The organism is Stenotrophomonas sp. 05N423 (assembly GCF_056397145.1).
Map to the genome: position 1 here is coordinate 210,364 of NZ_JBFTMV010000001.1, position 22,412 is coordinate 232,775.

Annotated in this window: 19 protein-coding genes; 13 read left to right on the forward strand and 6 right to left on the reverse strand. The window is 68.5% G+C overall.

Annotated features, from left to right (window positions below):
- Positions 1–21: 21 nt before the first annotated feature.
- The gene (locus AC1DGW_RS00950) at positions 22–2,088 is read right to left on the reverse strand and encodes a glycoside hydrolase family 97 protein (protein WP_478018783.1); all 2,067 of its coding nucleotides are present in this window, start codon (positions 2,086–2,088) and stop codon (positions 22–24) included.
- Between the two features lie 197 nt (positions 2,089–2,285).
- On the opposite strand from AC1DGW_RS00950, the gene AC1DGW_RS00955 reads away from it, so the two are divergent.
- From AC1DGW_RS00955 to AC1DGW_RS00965, 3 genes are all read left to right on the forward strand, one after another.
- Positions 2,286–3,767 carry an MFS transporter gene (locus AC1DGW_RS00955; protein ID WP_478018784.1) on the forward strand — a complete coding sequence of 494 codons (1,482 nt, stop codon included), beginning with the start codon at positions 2,286–2,288 and terminating at the stop codon, positions 3,765–3,767.
- Positions 3,767–5,497, forward strand: a complete 1,731-nt coding sequence (locus tag AC1DGW_RS00960; RefSeq protein ID WP_478018785.1) for an alpha-amylase family glycosyl hydrolase — start codon at positions 3,767–3,769, stop codon at positions 5,495–5,497. The genes AC1DGW_RS00955 and AC1DGW_RS00960 overlap by 1 nt, the downstream gene beginning before the upstream one ends.
- A gap of 98 nt (positions 5,498–5,595) precedes the next feature.
- A complete protein-coding gene (locus AC1DGW_RS00965) occupies positions 5,596–5,976 on the forward strand; it encodes an SseB family protein (protein WP_478018787.1) in 381 nt (126 codons plus the stop codon).
- 98 nt (positions 5,977–6,074) lie between these two features.
- Here the strand turns inward: AC1DGW_RS00965 and AC1DGW_RS00970 are convergent, their stop codons facing one another.
- Both AC1DGW_RS00970 and AC1DGW_RS00975 read right to left on the reverse strand, forming a co-directional pair.
- A complete protein-coding gene (locus tag AC1DGW_RS00970; protein ID WP_478019586.1) occupies positions 6,075–7,109 on the reverse strand; it encodes a LacI family DNA-binding transcriptional regulator in 1,035 nt (344 codons plus the stop codon).
- Positions 7,110–7,178: 69 nt separating this feature from the next.
- A complete protein-coding gene (locus tag AC1DGW_RS00975; RefSeq protein WP_478018788.1) occupies positions 7,179–7,523 on the reverse strand; it encodes a GIY-YIG nuclease family protein in 345 nt (114 codons plus the stop codon).
- Between the two features lie 85 nt (positions 7,524–7,608).
- Here AC1DGW_RS00975 and AC1DGW_RS00980 point away from each other — a divergent pair, with 85 nt between their 5' ends.
- On the forward strand, positions 7,609–8,202 hold the full coding sequence (locus AC1DGW_RS00980; protein ID WP_478018789.1) for a DUF2239 family protein: 594 nt from the start codon (positions 7,609–7,611) through the stop codon (positions 8,200–8,202).
- A gap of 135 nt (positions 8,203–8,337) precedes the next feature.
- Positions 8,338–8,874 carry a single-stranded DNA-binding protein gene (gene ssb, locus AC1DGW_RS00985; protein ID WP_478018790.1) on the forward strand — a complete coding sequence of 179 codons (537 nt, stop codon included), beginning with the start codon at positions 8,338–8,340 and terminating at the stop codon, positions 8,872–8,874.
- A gap of 214 nt (positions 8,875–9,088) precedes the next feature.
- On the opposite strand, the gene arsH is transcribed toward ssb, so the two are convergent.
- Complete coding sequence (gene arsH, locus AC1DGW_RS00990; protein ID WP_478018791.1) at positions 9,089–9,823, reverse strand: arsenical resistance protein ArsH; 735 nt, start codon at positions 9,821–9,823, stop codon at positions 9,089–9,091.
- A 17-nt stretch (positions 9,824–9,840) separates the two neighbouring features.
- Between arsH and AC1DGW_RS00995 the strand changes: the two genes are divergently transcribed.
- The 5 genes from AC1DGW_RS00995 (at position 9,841) to bla (ending at position 14,327) form a co-directional block, all read left to right on the forward strand.
- The gene (locus tag AC1DGW_RS00995) at positions 9,841–10,173 is read left to right on the forward strand and encodes an ArsR/SmtB family transcription factor (RefSeq protein ID WP_478018792.1); all 333 of its coding nucleotides are present in this window, start codon (positions 9,841–9,843) and stop codon (positions 10,171–10,173) included.
- A gap of 55 nt (positions 10,174–10,228) precedes the next feature.
- Positions 10,229–10,741 carry an arsenate reductase ArsC gene (locus tag AC1DGW_RS01000; RefSeq protein WP_478018793.1) on the forward strand — a complete coding sequence of 171 codons (513 nt, stop codon included), beginning with the start codon at positions 10,229–10,231 and terminating at the stop codon, positions 10,739–10,741.
- 13 nt (positions 10,742–10,754) lie between these two features.
- Positions 10,755–11,786 (forward strand): ACR3 family arsenite efflux transporter, encoded by a 1,032-nt coding sequence (arsB, locus tag AC1DGW_RS01005; RefSeq protein ID WP_478019588.1) that lies wholly within the window; start codon positions 10,755–10,757, stop codon positions 11,784–11,786.
- Between the two features lie 233 nt (positions 11,787–12,019).
- The gene (locus tag AC1DGW_RS01010; protein WP_478018794.1) at positions 12,020–13,183 is read left to right on the forward strand and encodes a DmpA family aminopeptidase; all 1,164 of its coding nucleotides are present in this window, start codon (positions 12,020–12,022) and stop codon (positions 13,181–13,183) included.
- 91 nt (positions 13,184–13,274) lie between these two features.
- The gene (bla, locus tag AC1DGW_RS01015) at positions 13,275–14,327 is read left to right on the forward strand and encodes a class A beta-lactamase (protein ID WP_478018795.1); all 1,053 of its coding nucleotides are present in this window, start codon (positions 13,275–13,277) and stop codon (positions 14,325–14,327) included.
- A gap of 24 nt (positions 14,328–14,351) precedes the next feature.
- Here bla and AC1DGW_RS01020 read toward each other — a convergent pair whose 3' ends face one another.
- On the reverse strand, positions 14,352–15,464 hold the full coding sequence (locus tag AC1DGW_RS01020; protein WP_478018796.1) for a helix-turn-helix transcriptional regulator: 1,113 nt from the start codon (positions 15,462–15,464) through the stop codon (positions 14,352–14,354).
- 282 nt (positions 15,465–15,746) lie between these two features.
- Here AC1DGW_RS01020 and AC1DGW_RS01025 point away from each other — a divergent pair, with 282 nt between their 5' ends.
- Positions 15,747–16,769, forward strand: a complete 1,023-nt coding sequence (locus AC1DGW_RS01025) for an N-acetyltransferase DgcN family protein (protein WP_478018797.1) — start codon at positions 15,747–15,749, stop codon at positions 16,767–16,769.
- Between the two features lie 4 nt (positions 16,770–16,773).
- Complete coding sequence (gene dgcA / locus AC1DGW_RS01030) at positions 16,774–17,760, forward strand: N-acetyl-D-Glu racemase DgcA (RefSeq protein WP_478018798.1); 987 nt, start codon at positions 16,774–16,776, stop codon at positions 17,758–17,760.
- Between the two features lie 67 nt (positions 17,761–17,827).
- Here the strand turns inward: dgcA and AC1DGW_RS01035 are convergent, their stop codons facing one another.
- Entirely contained in the window at positions 17,828–18,874 is a 1,047-nt protein-coding gene (locus AC1DGW_RS01035; protein ID WP_478018799.1) for a serine hydrolase domain-containing protein, read from the reverse strand.
- A gap of 617 nt (positions 18,875–19,491) precedes the next feature.
- Between AC1DGW_RS01035 and AC1DGW_RS01040 the strand changes: the two genes are divergently transcribed.
- Positions 19,492–22,374, forward strand: coding sequence for a TonB-dependent receptor plug domain-containing protein (locus tag AC1DGW_RS01040; RefSeq protein WP_478018801.1), 2,883 nt, complete (start codon positions 19,492–19,494; stop codon positions 22,372–22,374).
- Positions 22,375–22,412 lie beyond the last annotated feature (38 nt).

A 22,412-nucleotide genomic window follows, 5' to 3' on the forward strand; every position in this document is an offset into this window, starting at 1 on the left:
TGCCGCCCATCGGGCGGCGGATCAATCCAGCGGCACGAAGCGGATCGCGGCGCCGCCACCGGGTGCGAGGTTCAAGGCGATGCGGTCGCCGCTGCCGACCTGGCGGGTTTCGCGGACGAAGGCGAACGGCTTGTCCCGCCAGTTGGCGCCATCGCCATCGCGGTAGATCTCGGCGCGATAGCGGCGGCCCGGTTCGAGGAAGGACAGCGGCGTGTCCAGTGCGCGCGGCTGGTCGCCGCCGACGCTGCCCAGGAACCATTCGCCGCTGTCGCGCGCCCTGCGTACGACCGTGGCGAACTGCCCGACCTCGCCGTCCAGCACATGGCTTTCTTCCCAGTCCACCGCCACGTCCCTGATGAACTGGAAGGCATCCGGGTGCTGCGCGTAGTGCTCCGGCAGGTCGGCCACCATCTGGATCGGGCTGTACAGCACCACGTACAGCGCCAGCTGTTTGGCCAGAGTGCTGCGCAGTGGCAGGCCGTTGCGTCCCTTCAGGCTGACGATGCCGGGGGTGAAGTCCATCGGCCCGGCCAGCATGCGGGTGAACAGCAGCGTGGCTTCGTGCTCCGGCGGATTCGGCGGCGCGCCCCAGGCGTTGTACTCCATGCCGCGCGCGCCCTCGCGCGATACCCAGTTCGGGTACGTGCGGCGCAGGCCGGTGTCCTTGATCGGCTCGTGCGCATTGACCGCGATATGCCGCTGCGCTGCCTGTTTCACCACGCGCAGGTGATGGTTGCTCATCCACTGGCCCTCGTGCCATTCGCGCATGACAGGGCCGCCTGCGTGGTCCTGGCGCTGGATGTCGCCGGCATCGCAGACATAGCCGGTCTTGACCACGTCCACGCCGTTGCGCGCGTACAGGTCGAGCGCGGCCGGCAACTGGCGCTCGTAATGGCTGACCGCGCAGGCGGTCTCGTGGTGGCCGATCAGGTGCACGCCCTTGCCGGCGGCGTACTTCGCCAGCGCCGGCAGGTCGAAATCGGCGGTGGCGCGGGTGAAGTCGAAGTCCCAGCCGTTGGCGAACCAGTTGCCGTCCCAGCCGGGATTCCAGCCTTCCACCAGCACGCCGCGGAAGCCATTGGCGGCGGCGAAGTCGATGTAGCGCCGGGTATTGGCGGTGGTGGCGCCATGCTTCGGGCCGGTCGCCCAGGTTTCCTGTTCCAGGTGCAGCGACCACCACACGCCGGCATATTTGGCCGGCGTGAACCAGCTGACGTCGCCGATGGCGTTGGGCTCGTTGAGGTTGAGGATCAGGCTGGATTCGGCCAGGTCGCCGGCGCGTTCGCCGATCTGGATCGTGCGCCACGGCGTCTGGAACGGCAGCGCGCGCACCACCGCGGCGTCGCCGCTGCCGGGCGTGAGCGCGGCGCGCAGCACGTCGCCATCGCCGCGGGCCAGGTTCATGCCCGCATAGTCCACCAGCGCCGCCTCGTGGAGGGAAACATGCAGGCCGCTGTCGTCGCGCAGGGTGAGCGGCGTCTGCGCGGTGCCGATTTCGCGCAGCGGCGTGTGGCGGTACAGGTATTCCTCGCGGTTCCACTCGAACGCCGGAATCCACCACGCGGTGGCCGGGCGGGTGAGCGCGAACTCGGTCAGTTCGGCGCGGATATGGGCCTCGGTCATCGCCGCCTGCTTCGGGAACTCATAGCGGAAGCCGACGCCATCGTCGTAGATGCGGAACACCACGTCGAAGCGACGCCCGGGATGGGCCGCGTCCACCGGCTTCTCGGCGAAGCTGGCACGCAGCTCGTTGTAGTGGTTGCGGGTCAGGCGGCGCTCGCCCCAGGGCTGCTCCCAGGTTTCGTCGAAGCTGCGGCTGGATTGCCCGACCAGTTCGAGGTTGCGCTCCAGGCGCCCGTCGCCGAGCAGGAAGCCCAGCCGCGACGGCGCGATCACCGCCTTGCCCCCGCGTTCGACGCGGTAGGCGATGCGTCCTTCGTGCTGCGATTCGAGCGCGACGGTGAGCACGTCGCCGGGCGAGGCGATGCGCGCCAGGTCGGCGGCATGTGCGGCGGACAGGCCGGCCAGCAGCAGGGCAAAGACGAGCTTCATGCGGAACAGACGGGAGGATGGGCGTGGCGGGGCCATGGCGGGTATCGACTCCGGAGTGCGGGAACGGAAAGCAGGTGCCACCACTATCCCCGTTGGTGCGGAGCGTCATCACCGGCAGGGGCACTGAATACGTATGCACCGGCGGTGCGCATCCATCGGGCGGCCTCTACCATGGCCCGGGCGCATTGGCGCCGTACATCGCATCCGTGATTCCCGGAGGGGGGAAGCGCTTGATGAAAAGCAAACCGCAGCTGTCGTTCTGGCAGATCTGGAACATGTGTTTCGGGTTCCTCGGCATCCAGTTCGGCTTCGCGCTGCAGAACGCCAATGCCAGCCGCATCTTCGAGACGCTGGGCGCGTCGATGGAGGCGGTGCCGGGGCTGTGGATCGCCGCGCCGCTGACCGGCCTGCTGGTGCAGCCGGTGGTCGGCTACCTGTCCGACCGTACCTGGACCCGCTGGGGCCGGCGCCGGCCGTTCTTCATGATCGGCGCGGTGCTGACCACGCTGGCGCTGCTGCTGATGCCGAACTCGCCGACGCTGTGGATCGCCGCCGGCACGCTGTGGGTGCTGGACGCCTCGATCAACGTGTCGATGGAACCGTTCCGCGCCTTCGTCGGCGACCAGCTGGCGCCGCGCCAGCGTCCGGCCGGCTATGCGATGCAGAGCTTCTTCATCGGCGTAGGCGCCATCGTCGCCAGCCTGTTGCCGTACCTGCTGGCGCACTGGGGCGTGGCCAATACCGCCGCGCCGGGCGAGGTGCCGGACACGGTGCGCTATGCGTTCTACTTCGGCGCGGTGGTGCTGCTGGCGGCGATCGCGTGGACGGTGTTCAGCACGCGCGAATATCCGCCGGCGGAACTCGCTTCCTTCGACGATGCCGAACCCGCTACCTGCCACCGCGCAGCCACCGGCGATGGCATGCCGTCGTGGGCGCAGGCCGGGGCATGGCTGCTGCTCGGCATCGCGTTGGCGTCGCTGATCGCCTGGCGCCAGGGCGACAGGATGCTGTACGTACTGGCCGGCCTGTGCGCCGCCTATGGCGTGCTGCTGGCGCTGGCGCGGCTGCTGCCGGGCACGCACATGCTGGCGGCCATCGTCGGCGACCTGCGCGCGATGCCGCTCACCATGCGGCGGCTGGCGTGGGTGCAGTTCTTCTCGTGGTTCGCGCTGTTCGCGATGTGGATCTACACCACCGCAGCGGTGGCCGGCACCCATTTCGGCTCCACCGATCCGCAGGCGGCGGCCTACAACGAAGGCGCCAACTGGGTGGGCGTGCTGTTCGGTGCCTACAACGGATTCGCCGCGCTGGCGGCGCTGGTCATTCCGGTCATGGTGAGGAGCATCGGCCTGCGCTGGAGCCACCTGCTCAACCTGTGGCTGGGCGGTGCGGGGCTGGTCTCGTTGATGTTCATCGGCGACCCGAAGTGGCTGCTGCTGTCGATGGTCGGCGTCGGCTTCGCCTGGGCCTCGATCCTGTCGCTGCCGTACGCGCTGCTGTCCGACAGCGTGCCCGCGTCGAAGATGGGCGTGTACATGGGCATCTTCAATTTCTTCATCGTGATCCCGCAGCTGGTGGCCGCCAGCGCGCTCGGCTTCGCCCTGCGCGCATGGCTGGGCGGCGTGCCGATGCACGTGCTGGTGCTTGGCGGCTGCAGCCTGTTCGTGGCCGGTCTGTGCGTGCTGCGGGTTCCGTCCCGTCCGGAGGTGGTGTGATGCGTGTGCGTCTGTCGGTTGCCGGCCTTGCATCGGCACTTTCCCTTGCCCTGCTGGCCGGCTGCGCGGCGGCCGGTACGCGTCCGGACTATGTCGGCACCACCGAGCCGTTCGCCAGCGACGCGGTGTACTTCGTCGTCACCGACCGCTTCGTCAACGGCGATCCGTCCAACGATCATCGCGACCAGGGTGGCGAGCACCGCACCTTCGACATCCCGGTGCATTGCCCGGACGGCATCGATGGCAACATCGGCTACCTCGGCGGCGATTTCAAAGGTGTGCTCGACAACGCCGGTTACATCCGAGAGCTCGGCTTCGGCGCGGTGTGGATCACGCCGATTGTCGACAACCCGGACGAAGCCTTCACCGGCAGCAGGCCGGTCACCTGTACCAGCAGCCTGACCGACCGTGGCAAGACTGGCTACCACGGCTACTGGGGCGTCAACTTCTACCGGCTCGACGAACACCTGCCGAGCCGCGGCCTGGATTTCGCCGGATTCACCCACGGCCTGCACGATGCCGGGTTGAAGGTGGTGCTGGACATCGTCGGCAACCACGGCTCGCCCGCGTGGACGATGCCGGTCCGGCAGCCGCAGTTCGGCCAGCTGTTCGACAGGGACGGCAGGCTGGTCGCCGACCACCAGAACCTGCCGCCGCCGCAGCTCGACCCGAAGCACAATCCGCTGCACGCCTTCTACAACACCATCGGTCCGGTCGATGGCGGCACGGGCTCGATCTTCGACGGCAACCTGGCCGAGCTGTCCGATTTCAACCAGGACAACCCGGCGGTGATGGACTATCTGGTCGGCGCCTACCTGCAATGGACGGCGCAGGGCGTGGATGCGCTGCGCATCGATACCATCGGCTGGCTGCCGCACCCGTGGTGGCATGCATTCGTTGGCCGCATCCGCGCCGCGCATCCGGGCATGTTCATGTTCGGCGAGGCCTTCGACTACGACGCCGCGCGCATCGCCGAGCACACCTGGCCGGCCAACGCCAACGTGAGCGTGCTGGATTTCCCGCTGCGCGGCGCGCTGTCGGCGGTGTTCGGCCGGGAAGGGAAGGGCTACGAGGCGCTGGCCGGGCCCCTGCATCTGAGTGGCGGCCCGTATGCCAACCCGTATGCGCTGATGACGTTCTATGACAACCACGACATGGCGCGGCTGGACGCCAGCGACAACGGCTTCATCGACGCGCACAACTGGCTGTTCACCGCGCGCGGCATCCCGGTGCTCTACTACGGCTCGGAAACCGGCTTCATGCGCGGCCGCGCCGAACACGCCGGCAACCGCGCCTACTTCGGCCAGGAGCGCATCGACGCGGCGCCGCGCAGCCCGATCTTCGCGCCGCTGCAGCGCATCGCCCGCCTGCGCGAAGCCACTCCGGCATTGCAGCGCGGCCTGCAGGTGAACGAGCGCCTGCAGGGCGACCAGGCGGTGTTCTATCGCGTGCTGCAGCAGGGCGACGCCGCGCAGACCGCGCTGGTGCTGCTCAACAAGGGCGATGCCGCGCGGGAATTCGACGTGCGCAATTACCTGCAGGCGGGCGACTGGCGCGACGCACTTGATGGTGGCAGCGTGGCGGTGAAGGACGTGCTGCATGCCGAAGTGCCGGCGCACGGCGTCAAGGTGTACGTGCTCGACGCCGAAGTGCGGCAACCGCAGCTGCAGGCGCAGCTGGACGCGGCAATGGCCGACCAGGCGGCCCGCGACGCGCGCCTGTCGCACTGACGCATTTCTTTCGTGGGAGCGCACCGAGGCGCGCTCCCACGGCCGGCCAAATGTCGCCGCGACGGTACAATCGTCCGCCCCGCCGAACGCCGCCCGCCATGGACACGCTTCCCCCGCAGACCCCGCTCGAAACGCTGCTGAAGGCGGCCATGGACGGCGCGGTGCCGATCAAGGCCTTCATGCAGGCCTTCGTTGCTTCGGAAGTGCTGCTGCTCACCGGCAGCCTGGTCACCCCCGACGGCAGCGGCTTCGATCCGCTGCTGTTCGACAAGCAGAGCGTGCTGCACGTGGCGGTGTTCACCGACATGGCGCGCGTGGGCTTCCATGCACAGCAGGCGCCGCACACGCTGCGCTGGCCAATGCTGGATGTGCTGCGCCGGGTGCCGGGCGGTTACGGCGTGGTGGTGAACCCGGGCACGCCGCTGGGCTTCGAGATTTCGCCTTCGGGCGTGGGCGAACTGCTCAAGGATTTCAGCTGACCCCAGCCCGGCCGTAGGAGCGCACTTCAGTGCGCGAAGAGGCTTTGGCGGGGAAGCTCCATCGCGCACTGAAGTGCGCTCCTACGCCGCTCCCACGATCATTCCAGCGACTGCGACGACTCGCGCACCACCAGTTTCACCGGGATGCTCTGGCTGTCCGCCGGTTCGCGCGCGATCAGCGCCAGCAGCTTTTCCACCAGCAGCTGCCCGGCCTGCTTGGTGTCCTGCTGCACCGTGGTCAGCGCCGGCGACACGGAGGCCGCCAGCGGGATGTCGTCGAAGCCGGTGACCGCCACGTCCTGCGGTATGCGCAGGCCCTGCTCGCGCAGGGCGCGCAGCGCACCGATGGCGATCAGGTCGCTGGCCGCGCACACCGCATCGAAACGCTGCCCGCCGGCCAGCAGGGCGGCGCAGGCGGCGTGGCCGGACTCCTCGGTGGTGATGGCGTCGTGCTGCAGGGCCGGCTCCGGTGCCAGGCCGCGCGCATGCAGCGCCTGCGCATGGCCGCGGTAGCGTTCCTCGAACTCGGGGTAATGGCTGGAGGCATGGCCGAGGAAGGCGATGCGGCGCCGGCCCTGTTCGAGCAGGTGCGTGGTGATGTCGTAACCGCCCTGGAAGTTGTCGCTGCCCACCGACACGCCGGGCTGGCCAGGCAGGGCCGCGCCCCAGCGCACGAAATGCGTGCCCTGTTCGACCAGCCGCTGCAGCCGTTCCACCGATTCGTGGTAGTCGCCATAGCCGAGCAGGATGATGCCGTCGGCCTTGTTGCTGTCCTCGAAATCGGCATGCCAGTCGCTGGACAGCTGCTGGAACGACACCAGCAGGTCCTGTCCCTTCAACGCGCAGGCGCGGGTGATCGAACCGAGCATCGAGTGGAAGAACGGATTGATCAGCGAGTCGTCCGGCGTCGGATCCTCGAAGAACAGCAGCGCCAGCGTGCCGGACTGCTGGCAGCGCAGGCTGGAGGCGTTCTTGTCGACCTTGTAGTTCAGCTGCCGGGCAATCTCCAGGATGCGTCGGCGCGTCTCGGCGTTGACCATCGGGCTGCCGCGCAGGGCGCGCGACACCGTCGGCTGCGACACGCCGGCCATGTGCGCGATATCCAGTGACGTGGCTTTGCCCTTGATGACCATCATGACCGGCAGCGTGAAGGTGCCGGCCATCATGCCATGCGGCGGCGGGGAGGGCGCCGCCGCACCACATCAGCGCAGCGGGGTGGCACCGGTCTGCCGGCAGACCTCGGCCAGCGCGTCCTGGAGCAGGCGCTCGCGCTCGAAGTCGTGCAGGTCCGGGTCGTCTTCCAGTTCCAGCGCGTCGTGCCATTCGAACGCATCGGCGCCGTGCACGTTCCAGGCCTGTTGCAGCGAGCGGTGCGGATGGTTGCCCAGGCGCAGAGTGAACCACAGCCGGTTGCCGATGGTGGACAGATCGCTGGCCGGCCCGGCCCAGCTCTCGCCACTGGCGGTACAGCGCACGTGATAGATGCCGCGGCGGATCGCGCGGCGCTTGTAATCGGCGATCTGCTGCCGGCGTTGGTGCTTGTCCATGGGAATTCGCTTCTGAAAGAAGGTTGATATTGCCCGGGTAGAAATGAGATGGCAATATTACCCGGATCAAATATGGAGCCGATGCATGAACGATCCCCTGAAGGCGCCCCACGCCCTGTTCGAAGGCAGCCGCCTGCTGTCCCGCGGCGAGCTGCAGCAGGTGGTGCGGGAGGCTGTGGCGCGTGCGGGCGTGGCGGCGGACGGGCGCCCCCTGCTGTTGCTGGACGACCGCACCGGACAGAGCCTGGACCTGGATCTGCGCGGCGATGCCGGTGAGGTGCTGAAGCGGTTGAGGGCGCGTTTCCCGCTGGCGGATGAAGCCGGATCGTCCGCGCCAAGGGAGCGCGGGCGGCCGAAGCTGGGCGTGGTGGCGCGGGAGGTCACCCTGCTGCCACGCCACTGGGAGTGGCTGGCGGCCCAGCCGGGCGGGGCGTCGTCGGCCCTGCGCAGGCTGGTGGAGGAGGCACGCCGCCGCGATGGCGGGGCCGGCGACCTGCGCCAGCGCCGCGAGGCGCAGTACCGGGCGATGCTGCTGCTGGCCGGTGACCTGCCGGGCTTCGAGGAAGCCAGCCGCGCCCTGTTCGCTGGCGACGAAGCCGGTTTCGCCGGTCACCTCCGGCAATGGCCGGCCGATGTAGGCGATTACCTCGCCAGCCTGTCGGCGCACGGCGCCGGATGACCGAGGCAGGGTGGGCGGGAAGAGGATGGGTTGTTACCATCCTGCGTCCCGTCCCCTCCCGGCGTCCGTCCCGGGGACCACGGGCGCCGGCAGCCGCCGGCGCATCCCCGGCACACAACGCAAAGAGCGAATCCCATGGCCCGCGGCATCAACAAAGTCATCCTGGTCGGCAACCTCGGCAACGACCCGGACGTGAAGTACACCCAGAGCGGCATGGCCGTGACCCGCATCAGCCTGGCCACCACCAGCATGCGCAAGGACCGCGACGGCAACAACCAGGAACGCACCGAATGGCACCGCGTGGTGTTCTTCGGCAAGCTCGGCGAGATCGCCGGCGAGTACCTGCGCAAGGGTTCGCAGGTCTACGTGGAAGGCGAGATCCGCTACGACAAGTTCACCGGCCAGGATGGCGTGGAGAAGTACACCACCGACATCGTCGCCAACGAGATGCAGATGCTCGGCGGCCGTGGCGAGGGTGGCGGTGGTGGTGGCGGTTACGGCGGCGAGCGCCCGCAGCGCCAGTCGGCCCCGCGCCCGCAGGGTGGCGGCGGCTATGGCAACCAGGACCAGGGCGGCGGCTACGGCCAGCGCCCGCAGCGCCAGGCGCCGGCCCAGCAGCAGCCGGCCCCGCCGCCGATGGACGACTTCGCCGATGACGACATTCCGTTCTGAGACGCAATGACGGAAGATCGCCTGGTATGAAGAGAGCCCTCGTTTTCGAGGGCTTTCTTCGTTCTGCGTCCCCTTTGCCATTGTCTGGAAGGGAAGCGCGCGCCCCGGGGCCGGGGCGGCGGAAGACAAGGAGCCGGGATTTGCCGCTGGGCCTCTTGTCGCCGTCATCCGGCCTGCCGGCGTCACGGGCAGGCCGTGCTTCCGGGGCGGGGCGTCATTCCGCAACCGCGGCGGCCATCGATACGCGTCGCGCTTCCTCCGCGCCCTTGCGTTCGCTGTAGCGATCGACGAGGTAATCGCTGCGGCCACGCACCAGCAGCGTGAACTTCACCAGCTCTTCCATGACGTCCACCACGCGGTCGTAGTAGGGCGAGGGCTTCATGCGGCCGTCGTCGTCGAACTCCTGCCAGGCCTTGGCGACCGACGACTGGTTGGGGACGGTGACCATGCGCATCCAGCGGCCCAGGACCCGTAGTGTGTTGACCACGTTGAAGGACTGCGAGCCGCCGCTGACCTGCATCACCGCCAATGTCTTGCCCTGGGTCGGCCGCACGCTGCCGTCTTCCAGCGGCAGCCAGTCGATCTGGTTCTTGAACACGCCGGTGATGGTGCCGTGCCGCTCGGGCGACACCCAGACCTGGCCCTCCGACCACTGCGACCAGTCACGCAGCTGCTGCACCCTGGGATGGCTCTTGTCCACGCTGTCGAGCATGGGCAGGTCGTGCGGATCGAACACGCGGGTCTCGGCGCCGAGGTGTTGCAGGATGCGCTCGGCTTCCAGCGCGAGCTTCCGGCTGAAGGATTGGGGCCGCAAGGAGCCGTAGAGGAGGAGGATGCGCGGGCGGTGCTTTTCGTTGCCGGTATCCAGCCTCTCGTGCTCGGGCGCGTGGAGCAGGCCGGCGTCCAGGTGGGTGGGAAGGTCGAAGGGGGATTGTTCTGGTTTTTTCATTCCATTATTCTAGAAATATGGAAATGAAAGATGCAATCACCGCTCTCACCGCCCTGGGGCACGCGACCCGGTTGGGCGCCTTCCGCCTGCTGGTCGAGGCCGGGCCCGCCGGACGCATGGCCGGCGACATCGGCGAAGCACTGGGCGTTCCCGGCGCGACGCTGTCCTTCCACCTGAAGGAGCTGGTGCATGCCGGCCTGGTGGAGAGCGAGAGCCAGGGGCGCTACGTCTGCTACCGCGCGAACTTCCAGGCAATGAACGGCCTGGTCGAGTACCTCACCCACAACTGCTGCGCCGGTTCGAGCAGCGTCGAATGCGCGCCCGTGACCGATCCCGCCTGCGGCTGCTGATCGGGCGACGGTCCTTCGCGCAGTACACCATTTTCCGCCAGACGACATCATCGCCATGACCCACAACGTTCTTTTCCTGTGCACCGGCAACAGCGCCCGCAGCGTCCTGGCCGAGGCCACGCTGCGGGCGTGGGCCGGCAATCGCTTCAAGGTCTTCAGCGCCGGCAGCCAACCCACCGGCACGGTGAACCCTTTCGCGCTGGCCCAACTGGCGGCGGAAGGCATTTCCACCGCCGGGCTGCGCAGCAAGTCCTGGGACGAGTTCACCACGCGGGAGGCACCACGCATGGACCTGGTCGTGACCGTGTGCGACTCGGCCGCGGCAGAGACCTGCCCGGTGGTGTTCGGAGACTTCCTGCGCACCCATTGGGGGCTGCCTGACCCGGCAGCGGCCGGTGGCAGCGATGACGACAAGCGCGCGGCGTTCAGGCAGGCCCATCGCATCATCCAGGCGCGGTTGATGGCCCTCCTGGCGCTTCCCGCCTCGGTCTGGGAGGACCGTGCGCAACTCAAGGCCGCGCTGGACAGGATCGGCTTCGTCGACGCCGGGGACGAAACCGGTGAGTGATGTTGCGCCACGCATGGGGTTGTTCGAGCGCTACCTGACCCTGTGGGTAGCGTTCTGCATCGTGGTGGGCACGCTGCTGGGCCACCACTGGCCGTCCGCTTTCGTGCGCCTGGGCAGCATCGAGTGGGCGCAGGTGAATCTGCCGGTGGCCGCGCTCATCTGGGTGATGATCGTGCCCATGCTGATGAAGGTCGATTTCGGCGCGTTGCGCCAGGTCGGCCAGCACTGGCGCGGCATCGGCACCACGCTGTTCATCAACTGGGCGGTGAAGCCGTTCTCGATGGCGCTGCTGGGGTGGTTCTTCCTGCGCCACGTCTTCGGGCCCTGGCTGCCCGCCGACCAGGTGGACTCCTATATCGCCGGCCTCATCCTGCTGGCCGCTGCCCCGTGCACCGCGATGGTGTTCGTGTGGAGCAATCTGTGCCGTGGGGATGCGGCGTTCACGCTCAGCCAGGTGGCCTTGAACGACGCCATCATGGTGGTGGCCTTCGCCCCGCTGGTCGCGCTGCTGCTCGGTATTTCCTCGATCACGGTGCCCTGGGCCACGCTGGTCATCTCCGTGGGGCTCTACATCGTGGTGCCGGTGATCATCGCCACGGGGCTGCGCGCCTGGGTCATGCGCCATGGCGGGCAAGCCCGGCTCGACGCCTGGCTGGCCAGGCTGGGCCCGCTATCGCTGGTGGCCCTGCTGCTGATGCTGGTGCTGCTGTTCGGGTTCCAGGGCCGGCAGATCCTGGCGCAGCCGCTGGTCATCGCCATGCTGGCCGTGCCCATCCTCATCCAGGTCTATTTCAATTCCGGGCTGGCCTACCTGCTCAACCGCAGGCTGGGCGTGGCCCATTGCGTGGCCGGTCCATCAGCCCTGATCGGCGCGAGCAATTTCTTCGAACTGGCGGTGGCGACGGCGGTGAGCGTCTTCGGCGTCCACTCGGGCGCGGCGCTGGCGACGGTCGTCGGCGTGCTGATCGAGGTGCCGGTGATGCTCTCCGTGGTCCACATCGTCAACCGGTCGCGGGACTGGTACGGCCGCCATGGCCTGAGCTGAAGCGCGGAGAGCGGACGGTGGTCCGGGTCGGCCCCGTTGCCGGTCTTCGGGGTTCCCCGCATCGCGACGATCACCGATGCAAGAATCGGGATTTCTCCCGATGCGCGGGCGCCGCTTCCGCGCCAGCATCGTGCAATGGGGCCGGCGATCCGGCCTTCGCGGGCGATGCGGGGCGGGAAGCGCTTCCTGTACCGTGCCCCCATGTTCCGTGCCCTGCTGGAGATCGTCGAATGATGAAGCCCTGGTCCATCCTGCTGTTCGCCCTGGTTGCCGGCGGTGCGGTGTCGCCCGCGCCCGCGGCCGAGCAGCGGCCACGCGCGCGCGAAGCCGGCGTGGTGATCGGCACGCTGCCGACCGGACCGCGCAATGCCATCACCGACGTGGCCGGGGTCGGCGTCGGCCATGCGACGTTGAACGAGGGCACGCGCCTGCATACCGGCGTCACCGCGGTCCTGCCGCATGCCGGCAACCTGTACCGGCAGCGGGTGCCGGCGGCGATCGTCGTCGGCAACGGCTACGGCAAGCTGGCCGGCATCACCCAGGTGCAGGAACTGGGCGAACTGGAAACGCCGATCCTGCTGACCGGCACGCTGAGCACCTGGAAGGTCGCCGATGCGACGGTGGACTGGCTGCTGCGCCAGCCGGGCATGGAGCAGGTGCGTTCGATCAATCCGGTGGTCGGCGAGACCAACGACGGTTACCTGAGCGACATCCGTGCGCGGCCGCTGACGCCGGCGCTGGTGGAGCGCGCCCTGGCCACCCCGTCCTATGCCGAGGTCGAGGAAGGCGATGTCGGCGCCGGCGCCGGCACCGTTGCTTTCGGCTGGAAAGGCGGCATCGGCACCAGTTCGCGGCACCTTCCCGCGGCCGATGGCGGCTATATGGTCGGTGTACTGGTGCAGAGCAATTTCGGCGGCGAGCTTACCGTCGCCGGCGTGCCGGTCTGGAAAGTCCTGCCGGACCCGGCGGCATACGCGCGCAGCCTGGCGGTGCCGCCGCCCAGCACCGGCGACGGCAGCATCATGATGGTGGTGGCCACCGATGCGCCGCTGGACGCGGCGCAGCTGCAGCGGCTGGCGAAGCGGGCGCTGGTCGGGCTGGCGCGCACCGGCTCGGTGATGTCCAACGGGTCCGGCGACTACGTCATCGCCTTCTCCACCGCGAAGGAGAACCGGCGCGATCCGGAGGTGGCGGTGCAGCCGGCGCGCAGTGTCGCTGGCGAAGCCATGTCGCCACTGTTCCAGGCCGCCGCCGAGGCAACCGAGGAAGCCATCGTCAACTCGCTGTTCCGGGCCCATACCGTGCAGGGACACCGTGGCACGGCGGCGGCCCTGCCGCTGGAGCCGGTGTTGGAAGCGGTGCGGCGCGCGAAGGTGGCGGCGCCGGCTTCGAACTGACGGCACGCTTTCCTGCGTGCACCGCTGCGCAATGCCGCATGGCCGCGACGGCGCCACTGCCGTCGCGGCCGCCCCGAACGATGGAGAACCCATGCACGCACTGATCGCCGCCTTGCCACACTCGCGCCGGCTCCCGTTTGCGGCCGCGCTGATGGCCTTCGTCCTCGCCTTGCCTTGCGTGGCGCCGGCCGTCGCCGCGCCCGCGCCCGCGCCGCCGTCGGCCGATGGCCTGCAGCGGGAGCTCGACCGACTCGTCGCCCCATTCGACGGCAAGGTCGGTGCCTATGTGCTGGACCTGCGTGGCGGCCGCAGTGCGCAGGTGAACGGCGATGCTGGCTTCCCGATGGCCAGCACGGTCAAGGTGCCGGTCGCCGTGCATATCCTCGCCCTGGTCGACGAGGGCCGGCTCGACCTGCGGCAGCAGGTTCTGCTGCAGGCGACCGACATCTACCCGGCGATGGGCGGGCCGATGGATACCCACCTGACCGCGGGCTCGGCCATCACCGTGCGCGACCTGCTGCACATGATGCTCACCGTCAGCGACAACAACGCCACCGACATCCTGATCCGCCTGGGCGGCGGTCCGGCCGCGGTGGACGCGCGCATGCGCGCGCTGGGCATCGGCGGCATCCGTGTCGACCGCTACATCTGGGAAATGCTCGCGCACTACATGGGCGAGCTCGACGTATCGGCCGACAGGCCCATCAGCCAGTCCGGCTATGCCGCCCTCGACGCGACCGTCAGGAGCATCGAGGAACAACGGCGTTTCACCCGCCTGTACAACGATGACCCGCGCGACACCAGTACGCCGGCGGGCATGGCCGCGCTGCTGCGGCGCATCTGGGAGGGCAGGGCATTGCGGCCGGATACCACCGCCGTGCTCAAGGCGATCCTGCTGGACTGCCGCACCGGGCAGGGGCGGCTGAAGGGCATGCTGCCCGACGCCACGCCGGTCGCGCACAAGACCGGCACGGTCGACGAGGTGATCAACGACGTCGGCGTGATCACGTTGCCGGGCGGCAGGGGCGAGGTGGTCGTGGCCGTGTACCTCGTCTCCGGCGCCAGCGACCAGGCCAGGGACCGGATGATCGCGCAGATCGCGCGCGCCGCCCACGACTACTTCGTTTTCATTCCGCAGAAGTAGGGCCGGGCACGCGGCTGCGGCGGTTCAGTTCAGCAGCCGCGCCAGCTGCGTGCGGTTGGCGACGTTCAGCTTGCGGAAGATGGAGCTGATCTGGGATTCGATGGTCTTGCGCGAGCGGCACAGGCGCTCGGCGATGGCCTCGTTGCGCAGTCCCGAGGCGACCAGCCCGGCGACCTTGCGCTCGCTGGGCGAAAGGCACTGAAGCAGGGGCAGGGCGCGCGCGGAGGGCGCGTCGGCCACCTCATCGGTTTCGCCGTCGGGCGCAAGGATCAGCAGGTGCTGGGCATGGCGGAACGAATTGCCGGGCGCCGAACTGATCTCCACGCGCAGGTTCTCCGCGGGGCGCAGCGGGTGCGTGATGACGAAGCTGGCCCGTTGGCCGGGCGCCATGCCGGTGCCGATGGCGCCTTCCATCCAGCGGCGCAGTGGCGCTTCGATCGCGCGCGGCAGGCGTCCGCTGCGTTCCGTATCGGCGCTCCAGCGCCGACAGATGCGCTTGGCTTCACGCGACATGTAGGACGGCGCCAGATTCCCATCCACCAGCAGTGCGGCGAGCGGCAGTTCGTACAGCAGGTCTTCCACGGCCTTGTGCCGCATGCGGTCGGATTCGAGCATGCGTACGCGCTGCAGGCTTGCGTCCAGCAGCGGATACAGTCCGGCCAGGAAGGCCAGTTCGGCGTCGGACAGTTCGGTATGCGCGGTGAGGATGCGGATGCTCAGCACCGCCTCCAGCCGCGTGCCGTCCCAGAATGCCAGGTGGATGAACTCGCGCCAGGCCGGCGTGGGGTTCTGCGCCTTGAGCCGTTCCGGCGCAAGCGCGTCCTGCGAGGCGATCTGCGAGAACGTGTACCAGCGGATGCGCGGGTTCGCGTCCAGATAGGGCGCGGCCACCTCGAGGCTGGTGACCAGGCGGCTGTCGTCGTCGCCGGCATCGGCCAGGTGATGCCGGCCCTGCAGCGGCTGGTAGCCGTCGATGTCGAACAGCAGGCTGCAGGAATGGCAGGGCAGGGCCTTGTTGATCAGGGCCGCGCAGGCCTGCCACAGCGATGCCATGTCGAGCGCCTTCACCAGCGCCGCGCGCTCGACGGCCAGGCCGTCCGCATGGGCGGATGCGCTGGTGGCATCGAGCATCAACATGGCATCTCCCGGAAGGAACGGATGTCGCGACGGACGGAACGGCGCGCAGGCGTGCGGCATTCATGGCTATGTAACAGCGGCCTCCTGCGCTGGCAAGTGGCGGAGGTGGTGGACGCGCGCGCGATGGATGGCGGGCGGGCGCTGCCGGGAATATCCGGGTTTTTCCCGATTCGCGGCGGCGCGCGATATGGTCGAATGACGATGGTCATATCGAGCTTGGGCAAAGGTGGCAGCCATGCGATACACGAATGAACGGCGGCAGGCAGGAAGGGAGGCGAAACCATGAGCGCAGCGCCAGGCAGGGTGATCCTGCACATGCCTTACCTGTTGTTCCTGGGCGAGGAGACCAATCCGCTGAAGGCCAAGACCGCCTTCGGGCTGCGCGACTGGAGCGCGCCGGACTGCATCGGCCAGACACGCTTGCCCGGCGGCAGCATCGACCTCGGCCTGCCCGAGATGGACCCCGCCGCTGCGGCCGCGGCCGGCGCACGTTCGCTGGTGATCGGCGTCACTCCGGTCGGCGGGCGCATTCCCGCGCACTGGGGCCCGCTGCTGATCGCCGCGGTCGAGGCGGGCCTGGACATCGTCAGCGGTCTGCACACGCCGCTGGAGTCGGTGCCTGGCCTGGCGCAGGCGGCGATGCGTTCGGGCGCGCGGCTGGTGGACGTGCGCCGTCCGCCGGACAACCTGCCGCGCGCCACCGGCAAGCGGCGCAGCGGCAAGCGCGTGGCCATGGTCGGCACCGATTGCGCGCTGGGCAAGAAATACACCGCGCTGGCGCTGGCGCGGGCGATGCGTGGGCAGGGCATCAATGCCGATTTCCGCGCCACCGGGCAGACGGGGATCATGATCGCCGGCGCCGGCATCGCGGTGGACGCGGTGATCGCCGATTTCATCGCCGGCGCGGCCGAGTGCATCTCGCCCGACGCAGCGCCCGATCACTGGGATCTGATCGAAGGCCAGGGCTCGCTGTTCCATCCGGCCTATGCCGGCGTGACCCTCGGCCTGCTGCACGGCTCGCAGGCCGACGGCCTGGTCCTGTGCCACGACCCGCTGCGCACGCATCTGGTCAGCTGGCCGGATTACCCGGTGCCGGGCCTGGCGGTGGCGCGCGACCTGTACCTGCAGGCGGCGCGGCTGACCAATCCCGGCGCGCGCCTGGTGGCGGTGAGCCTGAATACCTCGGCGATGGACGATGCCGCCGCGCAGGAAGCCCTGGAGCGCGCCGGCCGCGAGCTGGGCGTGCCCGCCTTCGACCCGATGCGCAGCCACCTGGACCAGGTGGTCGCCTCGATCATGGGATGAGGCGATGACGATGCGCACGCTGCACGCCAGGCCGCATGCCTGGAAACTGAGGGAACCGTTCGCCATCGCCCGCGGCGTGCGCAGCGAGGCGCGCGTGGTCATCGTCGAACTGCACGAGGATGGCCTGGTCGGGCGCGGCGAAGCCGGCGGCATCGCCTACCAGGGCGAAACGCCGGAAAGCATGCTCGCGCAGATCGAGCAGGTGCGCATGGAACTGGAGCAGGGCTGCGATCGCCACGACCTGCTGCGGTTGCTGCCGGCCGGCGGTGCGCGGCATGCGCTGGACGCGGCACTGTGGGACCTGGAAGCCAGGCGCAGCGGCGTGCCCGCCTGGACGCGCGCCGGCATCCGCCAGTGGCAACCGGTCGACAGCGCGGTGACCATCGGCATCCGCGACATCGCCGCCTACGAAACCACCGCGCGCGCGCATGCCGATTACCCGTGGCTCAAGGTGAAGGTGGGCAAGGGCTCGCCGCTGGACGCGGTGGCGGCGGTCCGTCGCGGTGCGCCGCGGGCGCGCTTGATCGTCGATGCCAACCAGTCGTGGAGCCTGGATGAACTGCGGGCATATGTACCTGCCCTGCAGCCGTTCGGCGTGGACCTGCTCGAACAGCCGATAGCGGTAGCGCACAGCGATGGACTGCGCGGCTACGACGGTGCGATTCCGGTCTGTGCCGATGAAGCGCTGTCCACGCTGGACGATCTTCCGGGCCTGATCGGCCGCTACCAGTTCGTCAACATCAAGCTGGACAAGACCGGCGGCCTGACCGCCGCGCTGGAACTGGCCGCGGCGGCACGGGCGGCGGGCTTCCGGCTGATGGTGGGCTGCATGCTCGGCGGCTCGGTATCAGTCGCGCCCGGCATGGTGCTGGCGCAGCTGTGCGAAGTCTGCGACCTGGACGGCCCCTGGCTGCAGGCCGAGGACTGGCCGGGGGGCATCGTCTACCAGCACGGGCGCATGTCGATGCCGGAACCTGCGGTATGGGGTTGAGCGTGCGTTGATCGCAACGACCGGGCCGGTTGCGGCATGTCCGCAACCGGCCTTTTTTCATGTGGCTTCAGTCCTGCGCGCTTGACCAGTCGACGGCCGGGTAGCTGCCCGGGCCCATGAACGTGCGCAGCACCTGCTTGTAGGCGGCCGGTCCGTTCTCGCTGTTGGTGAACAGCACCAGGCTCTCGCCGCTGGCCGGGTCGAGCATGAAGAAGGCCTTGAAGCCGGGATTGTCGCCCCAGTGCCAGACCAGCCGCCTGCCGTCGGCGTCCTGCAGGCCGACGCCGAGGCCCCAGGCGATGAACGGATCGGCCGGACTGGGCGAAGCCGGATCGTCGGCATCGCTGGACGGCGCGAACATCAGCGCGTGCGTGGCCGGCTTCAGCCCCTGGCCGCGGTACAGCGCCTTCTGGATGAAGTTGTCGTAGTCGTGGGCATTGGTGACCAGCGTCCACGCCGTATTCTCCCAGGCGAACACCCGGTCCGGTTCGGGCGTGCCGTCCTTGCCGTGGCCGGACGCGTTGCGCGCATCGAAGGCGTGGTCGGTGAGGTAACTGCTGCTGGGCATGTCGAACCGCGAGAACACCTCGCGCGAGGCCAGCGCGTTCCAGCCGGAGCCGGTGATGTGCTCCAGCGTGCGCTGCAGCAGGTAGAAGCCCTCGCCGGAATAGGCGTAATGCTCGCCGGGAGCGAACATGCTTTCCAGCGGCGTGCGGTCGATCGCCGGGTTCGACGGCGATATCTGCCAGTTGCGCAGGCCGCTGGTGTGGTTGAGCACCATGCGCGCGGTGATCCTGCGCGCCAGCGGATTGTCCTTCGTCCTTTCCGAATGCCAGTAGTCCCACAGCGGCGTGTCGAGGTCGAGTTTTCCCTCATCGACCAGGCGCAGCGCGATGTAGGCGGCGACGACCTTGGACAGTGAAGCGGCCTGGAAAACCGTGTCGTCGCCGACCTCCGCCACCGCGCCGCTTTTCAGCACGCCATGGCAATACGCCTCGGAGATTCCCCCGCGCGTGTGGATCAATTGCGCGCCGGGAATGGCATGGGCGCGCATCGCCGCGTCGAACGCTTCACGTCTGTCCTGCGCATCGCCCGTTTCCGCCGGTGCGGCCATGCCGCAACCATGGCTGGCGATGGGCGTCGGAGCGGAGGGCTGCGAGTGCGCGTCCGCGATGGAAAACAGTGCGAGCGCCAGAACGGTCGCGCGAGGTGCCTGGATCTTCATCTTTTCCCCGGTCTGTTCGAAAAGGTGGTGACTGTCGCGCATCGCGGCGCCTGCAGGTGCGGGGCGATCCGGAGGCGCGATGCGCAGAGCGTCATGGACGATTCCGCGTCGCGGCGATGCATGCCGGCCGCGGCAACCATACCGCATCCGCGGGTGCATCTAAGCTGTTTCAAAGCGCTTTTTTCAAGCGGTTTTTCATTGTTTCCGATGTGACGGAACGGTGCCGGCGAAAGTCGCTTCCGCATGCGAAAAATCGGGGTTTCTCCCGATGCGCGGCAGGCACGGCAACGCCTAGGATCGATGGCATGTTCCAGGAAAGTGCGCCCACAGGGTCGCCGTGTGACTGGAACGCCTCCGGGTCCGGCATCGCGCCCGGCGTTGCCCCGCGCATCGCCGACGGCCATTGCAGCGCCCGGAAAACGGACAGGACTGTCCTTCGCGACAGATCGCCATCGCCGCAGTGCCATCCAGCCGATCCATGCCGAGCAACGGGGAGACGAACCATGATGTCCTTTCGCCACCAACAACCGCAGCGCCACCGCCTGGGAATGGCGGTCCTCGTGGCCCTGGCCATGCCGGTCGCGGCATTGGCCGCCGGCGCCGCGCATGCGCAGGAGGTAGAACAGATCTCGCCCCGCGAGGGCGGCAACGAGAGCGAAGCCGCGCGTACCCTGGACAAGGTCGAGGTCACCGGCTCGCGCATCAAGCGCGCCGAGGTCGAAGGCCCGTCGCCGGTGGTGGTGATCACCAGCGAGGACATCCGCAAACAGGGCTACAGCACCGTGGCCGAAACGCTGCAGACCCTGACCCAGTTCAACGGCGATGTCGTCGGCGGCGAGTTCAACGCCAGTTCCTCGCAGCCCGACGCCTCCTTCCTCAACCTGCGCGGCCTGGGCGTGGGCTACCAGCTGATCCTGCTCAACGGCAAGCGCATGACCGAGTACGCGGCCAGTTCCGGCGCCGCCTCCACCGGCGTCAGCGTCGGCAGCATCCCAGCGGTGGTGGTCGAGCGCATCGAAGTGCTCAACGGCGGCGCCTCGGCGATCTACGGTTCCGACGCGGTGGCCGGCGTGGTCAACATCGTCACCCGCGACAACTGGGAGGGCGACCACCTGCGCGTGCGCGGCGGCACCACATCGCGGGGCGGCGGCGATACCGGGCAGTTCCAGTTCAGCGGCGGCAAGGCGTGGGACCGCGGCAGCGTCACCTATGCATTCGAGCAGCTCAACCGCGAGCCGATCTTCTCCTGGCAGCGCGGCAACATCATCCGTACCGGCATGAACGCGCCGGGCAACGCCGGAACCAATCGCCCTACCTTCGGGTTGGATACCGCCCTGATGGACGCCGGCTACAACGACTACTACTGGCTGGGCCAGGACGGACGGCTGCTTTATGCCGGCGACGTCGATCCGGATGCCGCGGCGGCGGCGCTGGAACATACCTGCCGCACCATGGGGCGCAACTACTTCCCCATGTACGGCTCGGCCAGCTCCGAACGGCCCTATGCCTGCGGCAACGCCAACTACTACGACGGCGACACGCTGGCCAACAAATACAACAAGACCTCGGCCTATGTGTCGGGCAATTTCCGCTTCAGCGACACCGTGGAGGCGTACGGGCAGCTGCTGGTGCAGCGTTCGCGCAGCGAGGCCGCGCACCGCACCAGCATGTACCTGTACAACGCCGGCAACGCTTATGACGTGGACATCGGCCAGTTCGAGTACTGGCGCGCGCTCGATCCCAACGACATTGGCGGTGCGCCGATGCGCGTGTGGGACGAGACCACGATCAGCGCCAACGCCGGCGTGCGTGGCACCCTGGGCAGCCGCTTCGACTGGGACGCCAGCCTCAGCCTGTCGCGCGACGAGATGAAGAGCAGCTGGAAGCAGTTGATCACCGACCGCGTGCACCGCTACCTGTTCGGCGAGGCGCTGGGCGAGATCGATGGCGCGCCGCTGTACCACATCGATCCGGCGGTGCTGTTCGGGCCGATCACGCCGCAGCAGTATGGATCGATGGTGGACACCATCCGCAACCGCAACCTGTCGCAGACCGCACAGGCGCAGTTCGTCCTCGGTGGCGCGCTGTTCGCGCTGCCGGCCGGCGACGTGGAGATGGCCTCGGTGTTCGAGGCCTCGCATTCGAAGTACGAACTGCGCCCGGACCGGCGCAGCTTGAGCACCTATGAGGGGGCGGACAAGACCTTCAACCACACCGGTGTCTCCGGCGGCGGGCCGCGCGACCGCTACGGCGCGGGCCTGGAGTTCCGCATCCCGCTGCTGCAGCGCCTGGTGGCGAACGTGGCCGGGCGCTGGGACAAGTACGACGACATCTCCGACGTGGGCGACGCGATCACCTGGCAGGCCAGCCTGGAATGGCGGCCGTTCGACAGCCTGCTGCTGCGCGCCAGCCGCCAGACCAGCTTCATGGCGCCGAACATCATGTGGCTGTATGGCGAGCCGGTGACCAACTACGACGACTACATCACCAACTACTACCTGTGCCGCGTCGATGGCCTGGACCTGACCACGACCGCGGGGCTGGCCCAGTGCGCCACCGACCACCACGAAAGTGCCTGGTACGTGGAAGGCGGCAACAACAGCCGCCTGCACGAAGAGACCGCCACCTCCAACGGGCTGGGCATCGTCTGGGACGTCACCGACAAACTGTCGGTCAGCGCCGATTACTGGGAGATCAAGCTCAAGGGCAAGAGCCAGTACCTGGACACCGCGACCCTGATGAGCGAGAGCGCGAGCTGCCTGCTGGGACGGCGCGTCGATGGCACGCCCGTCGACCCGAACTCCGGTGCCTGCGCGATCTATCTCGACTATGTGAAACGCGACGCCGCGGGCGGCGTCACCGAGTATTTCCTCGACGCGATCAACCAGGCCGGCGTGCGCACCAAGGGCATCGACGCGAGCCTGAAGTACGCCTGGAGCTGGGATGCGGTCGGCGATTTCAGCCTGAACGCGGGCTACAGCCGCACGCTGGGCTACGACGTGCAGGTCGCCGCCGGCGACCCGTGGCAGGACTACATGGGCTGCTCCTACGCGGCGACCTACAGCTGTGGCGACCAGCCGCTGGCGTTCCGCTCGCGCACCAACTGGACGCTGGGCTGGAACCGCGGCGACTGGTCCGCCAGCATGTACGGCTATCGCAACGGCGCGCGGGTGAACTACCAGGCCAGCGCCCATCTGCCGTCGTACGTGCAATGGAACGCCAGCCTGTCGAAGAAGATCACCGACAACCTGCGCCTGGGCGTGGACGTGACCAACCTGTTCGACCGCTATGGCCCGAAGGACGCGAGCATGACCTGGTATCCGTTCTACCAGAACATCTATGGCATCCAGGGCCGCGCGATCTATGTGAACCTGGACGTCGATTTCTGATCCGGCATCGGAGGGGGCGCCTGTGCGGTGTCCTGCCG

What these genes read in the sequence shown, in the direction of transcription:
- AC1DGW_RS00950 (WP_478018783.1), bottom strand. Translation starts at nt 2,088, where the DNA reads ATGGCCCCGCCACGCCCATCCTCCCGTCTGTTCCGCATGAAGCTCGTC.
- AC1DGW_RS00955 (WP_478018784.1), top strand. Translation starts at nt 2,286, where the DNA reads ATGAAAAGCAAACCGCAGCTGTCGTTCTGGCAGATCTGGAACATGTGT.
- AC1DGW_RS00960 (WP_478018785.1), top strand. Translation starts at nt 3,767, where the DNA reads ATGCGTGTGCGTCTGTCGGTTGCCGGCCTTGCATCGGCACTTTCCCTT.
- AC1DGW_RS00965 (WP_478018787.1), top strand. Translation starts at nt 5,596, where the DNA reads ATGGACACGCTTCCCCCGCAGACCCCGCTCGAAACGCTGCTGAAGGCG.
- AC1DGW_RS00970 (WP_478019586.1), bottom strand. Translation starts at nt 7,109, where the DNA reads ATGGTCATCAAGGGCAAAGCCACGTCACTGGATATCGCGCACATGGCC.
- AC1DGW_RS00975 (WP_478018788.1), bottom strand. Translation starts at nt 7,523, where the DNA reads ATGGACAAGCACCAACGCCGGCAGCAGATCGCCGATTACAAGCGCCGC.
- AC1DGW_RS00980 (WP_478018789.1), top strand. Translation starts at nt 7,609, where the DNA reads ATGAACGATCCCCTGAAGGCGCCCCACGCCCTGTTCGAAGGCAGCCGC.
- ssb (WP_478018790.1), top strand. Translation starts at nt 8,338, where the DNA reads ATGGCCCGCGGCATCAACAAAGTCATCCTGGTCGGCAACCTCGGCAAC.
- arsH (WP_478018791.1), bottom strand. Translation starts at nt 9,823, where the DNA reads ATGAAAAAACCAGAACAATCCCCCTTCGACCTTCCCACCCACCTGGAC.
- AC1DGW_RS00995 (WP_478018792.1), top strand. Translation starts at nt 9,841, where the DNA reads ATGGAAATGAAAGATGCAATCACCGCTCTCACCGCCCTGGGGCACGCG.
- AC1DGW_RS01000 (WP_478018793.1), top strand. Translation starts at nt 10,229, where the DNA reads ATGACCCACAACGTTCTTTTCCTGTGCACCGGCAACAGCGCCCGCAGC.
- arsB (WP_478019588.1), top strand. Translation starts at nt 10,755, where the DNA reads ATGGGGTTGTTCGAGCGCTACCTGACCCTGTGGGTAGCGTTCTGCATC.
- AC1DGW_RS01010 (WP_478018794.1), top strand. Translation starts at nt 12,020, where the DNA reads ATGAAGCCCTGGTCCATCCTGCTGTTCGCCCTGGTTGCCGGCGGTGCG.
- bla (WP_478018795.1), top strand. Translation starts at nt 13,275, where the DNA reads ATGCACGCACTGATCGCCGCCTTGCCACACTCGCGCCGGCTCCCGTTT.
- AC1DGW_RS01020 (WP_478018796.1), bottom strand. Translation starts at nt 15,464, where the DNA reads ATGTTGATGCTCGATGCCACCAGCGCATCCGCCCATGCGGACGGCCTG.
- AC1DGW_RS01025 (WP_478018797.1), top strand. Translation starts at nt 15,747, where the DNA reads ATGAGCGCAGCGCCAGGCAGGGTGATCCTGCACATGCCTTACCTGTTG.
- dgcA (WP_478018798.1), top strand. Translation starts at nt 16,774, where the DNA reads ATGACGATGCGCACGCTGCACGCCAGGCCGCATGCCTGGAAACTGAGG.
- AC1DGW_RS01035 (WP_478018799.1), bottom strand. Translation starts at nt 18,874, where the DNA reads ATGGCCGCACCGGCGGAAACGGGCGATGCGCAGGACAGACGTGAAGCG.
- AC1DGW_RS01040 (WP_478018801.1), top strand. Translation starts at nt 19,492, where the DNA reads ATGTCCTTTCGCCACCAACAACCGCAGCGCCACCGCCTGGGAATGGCG.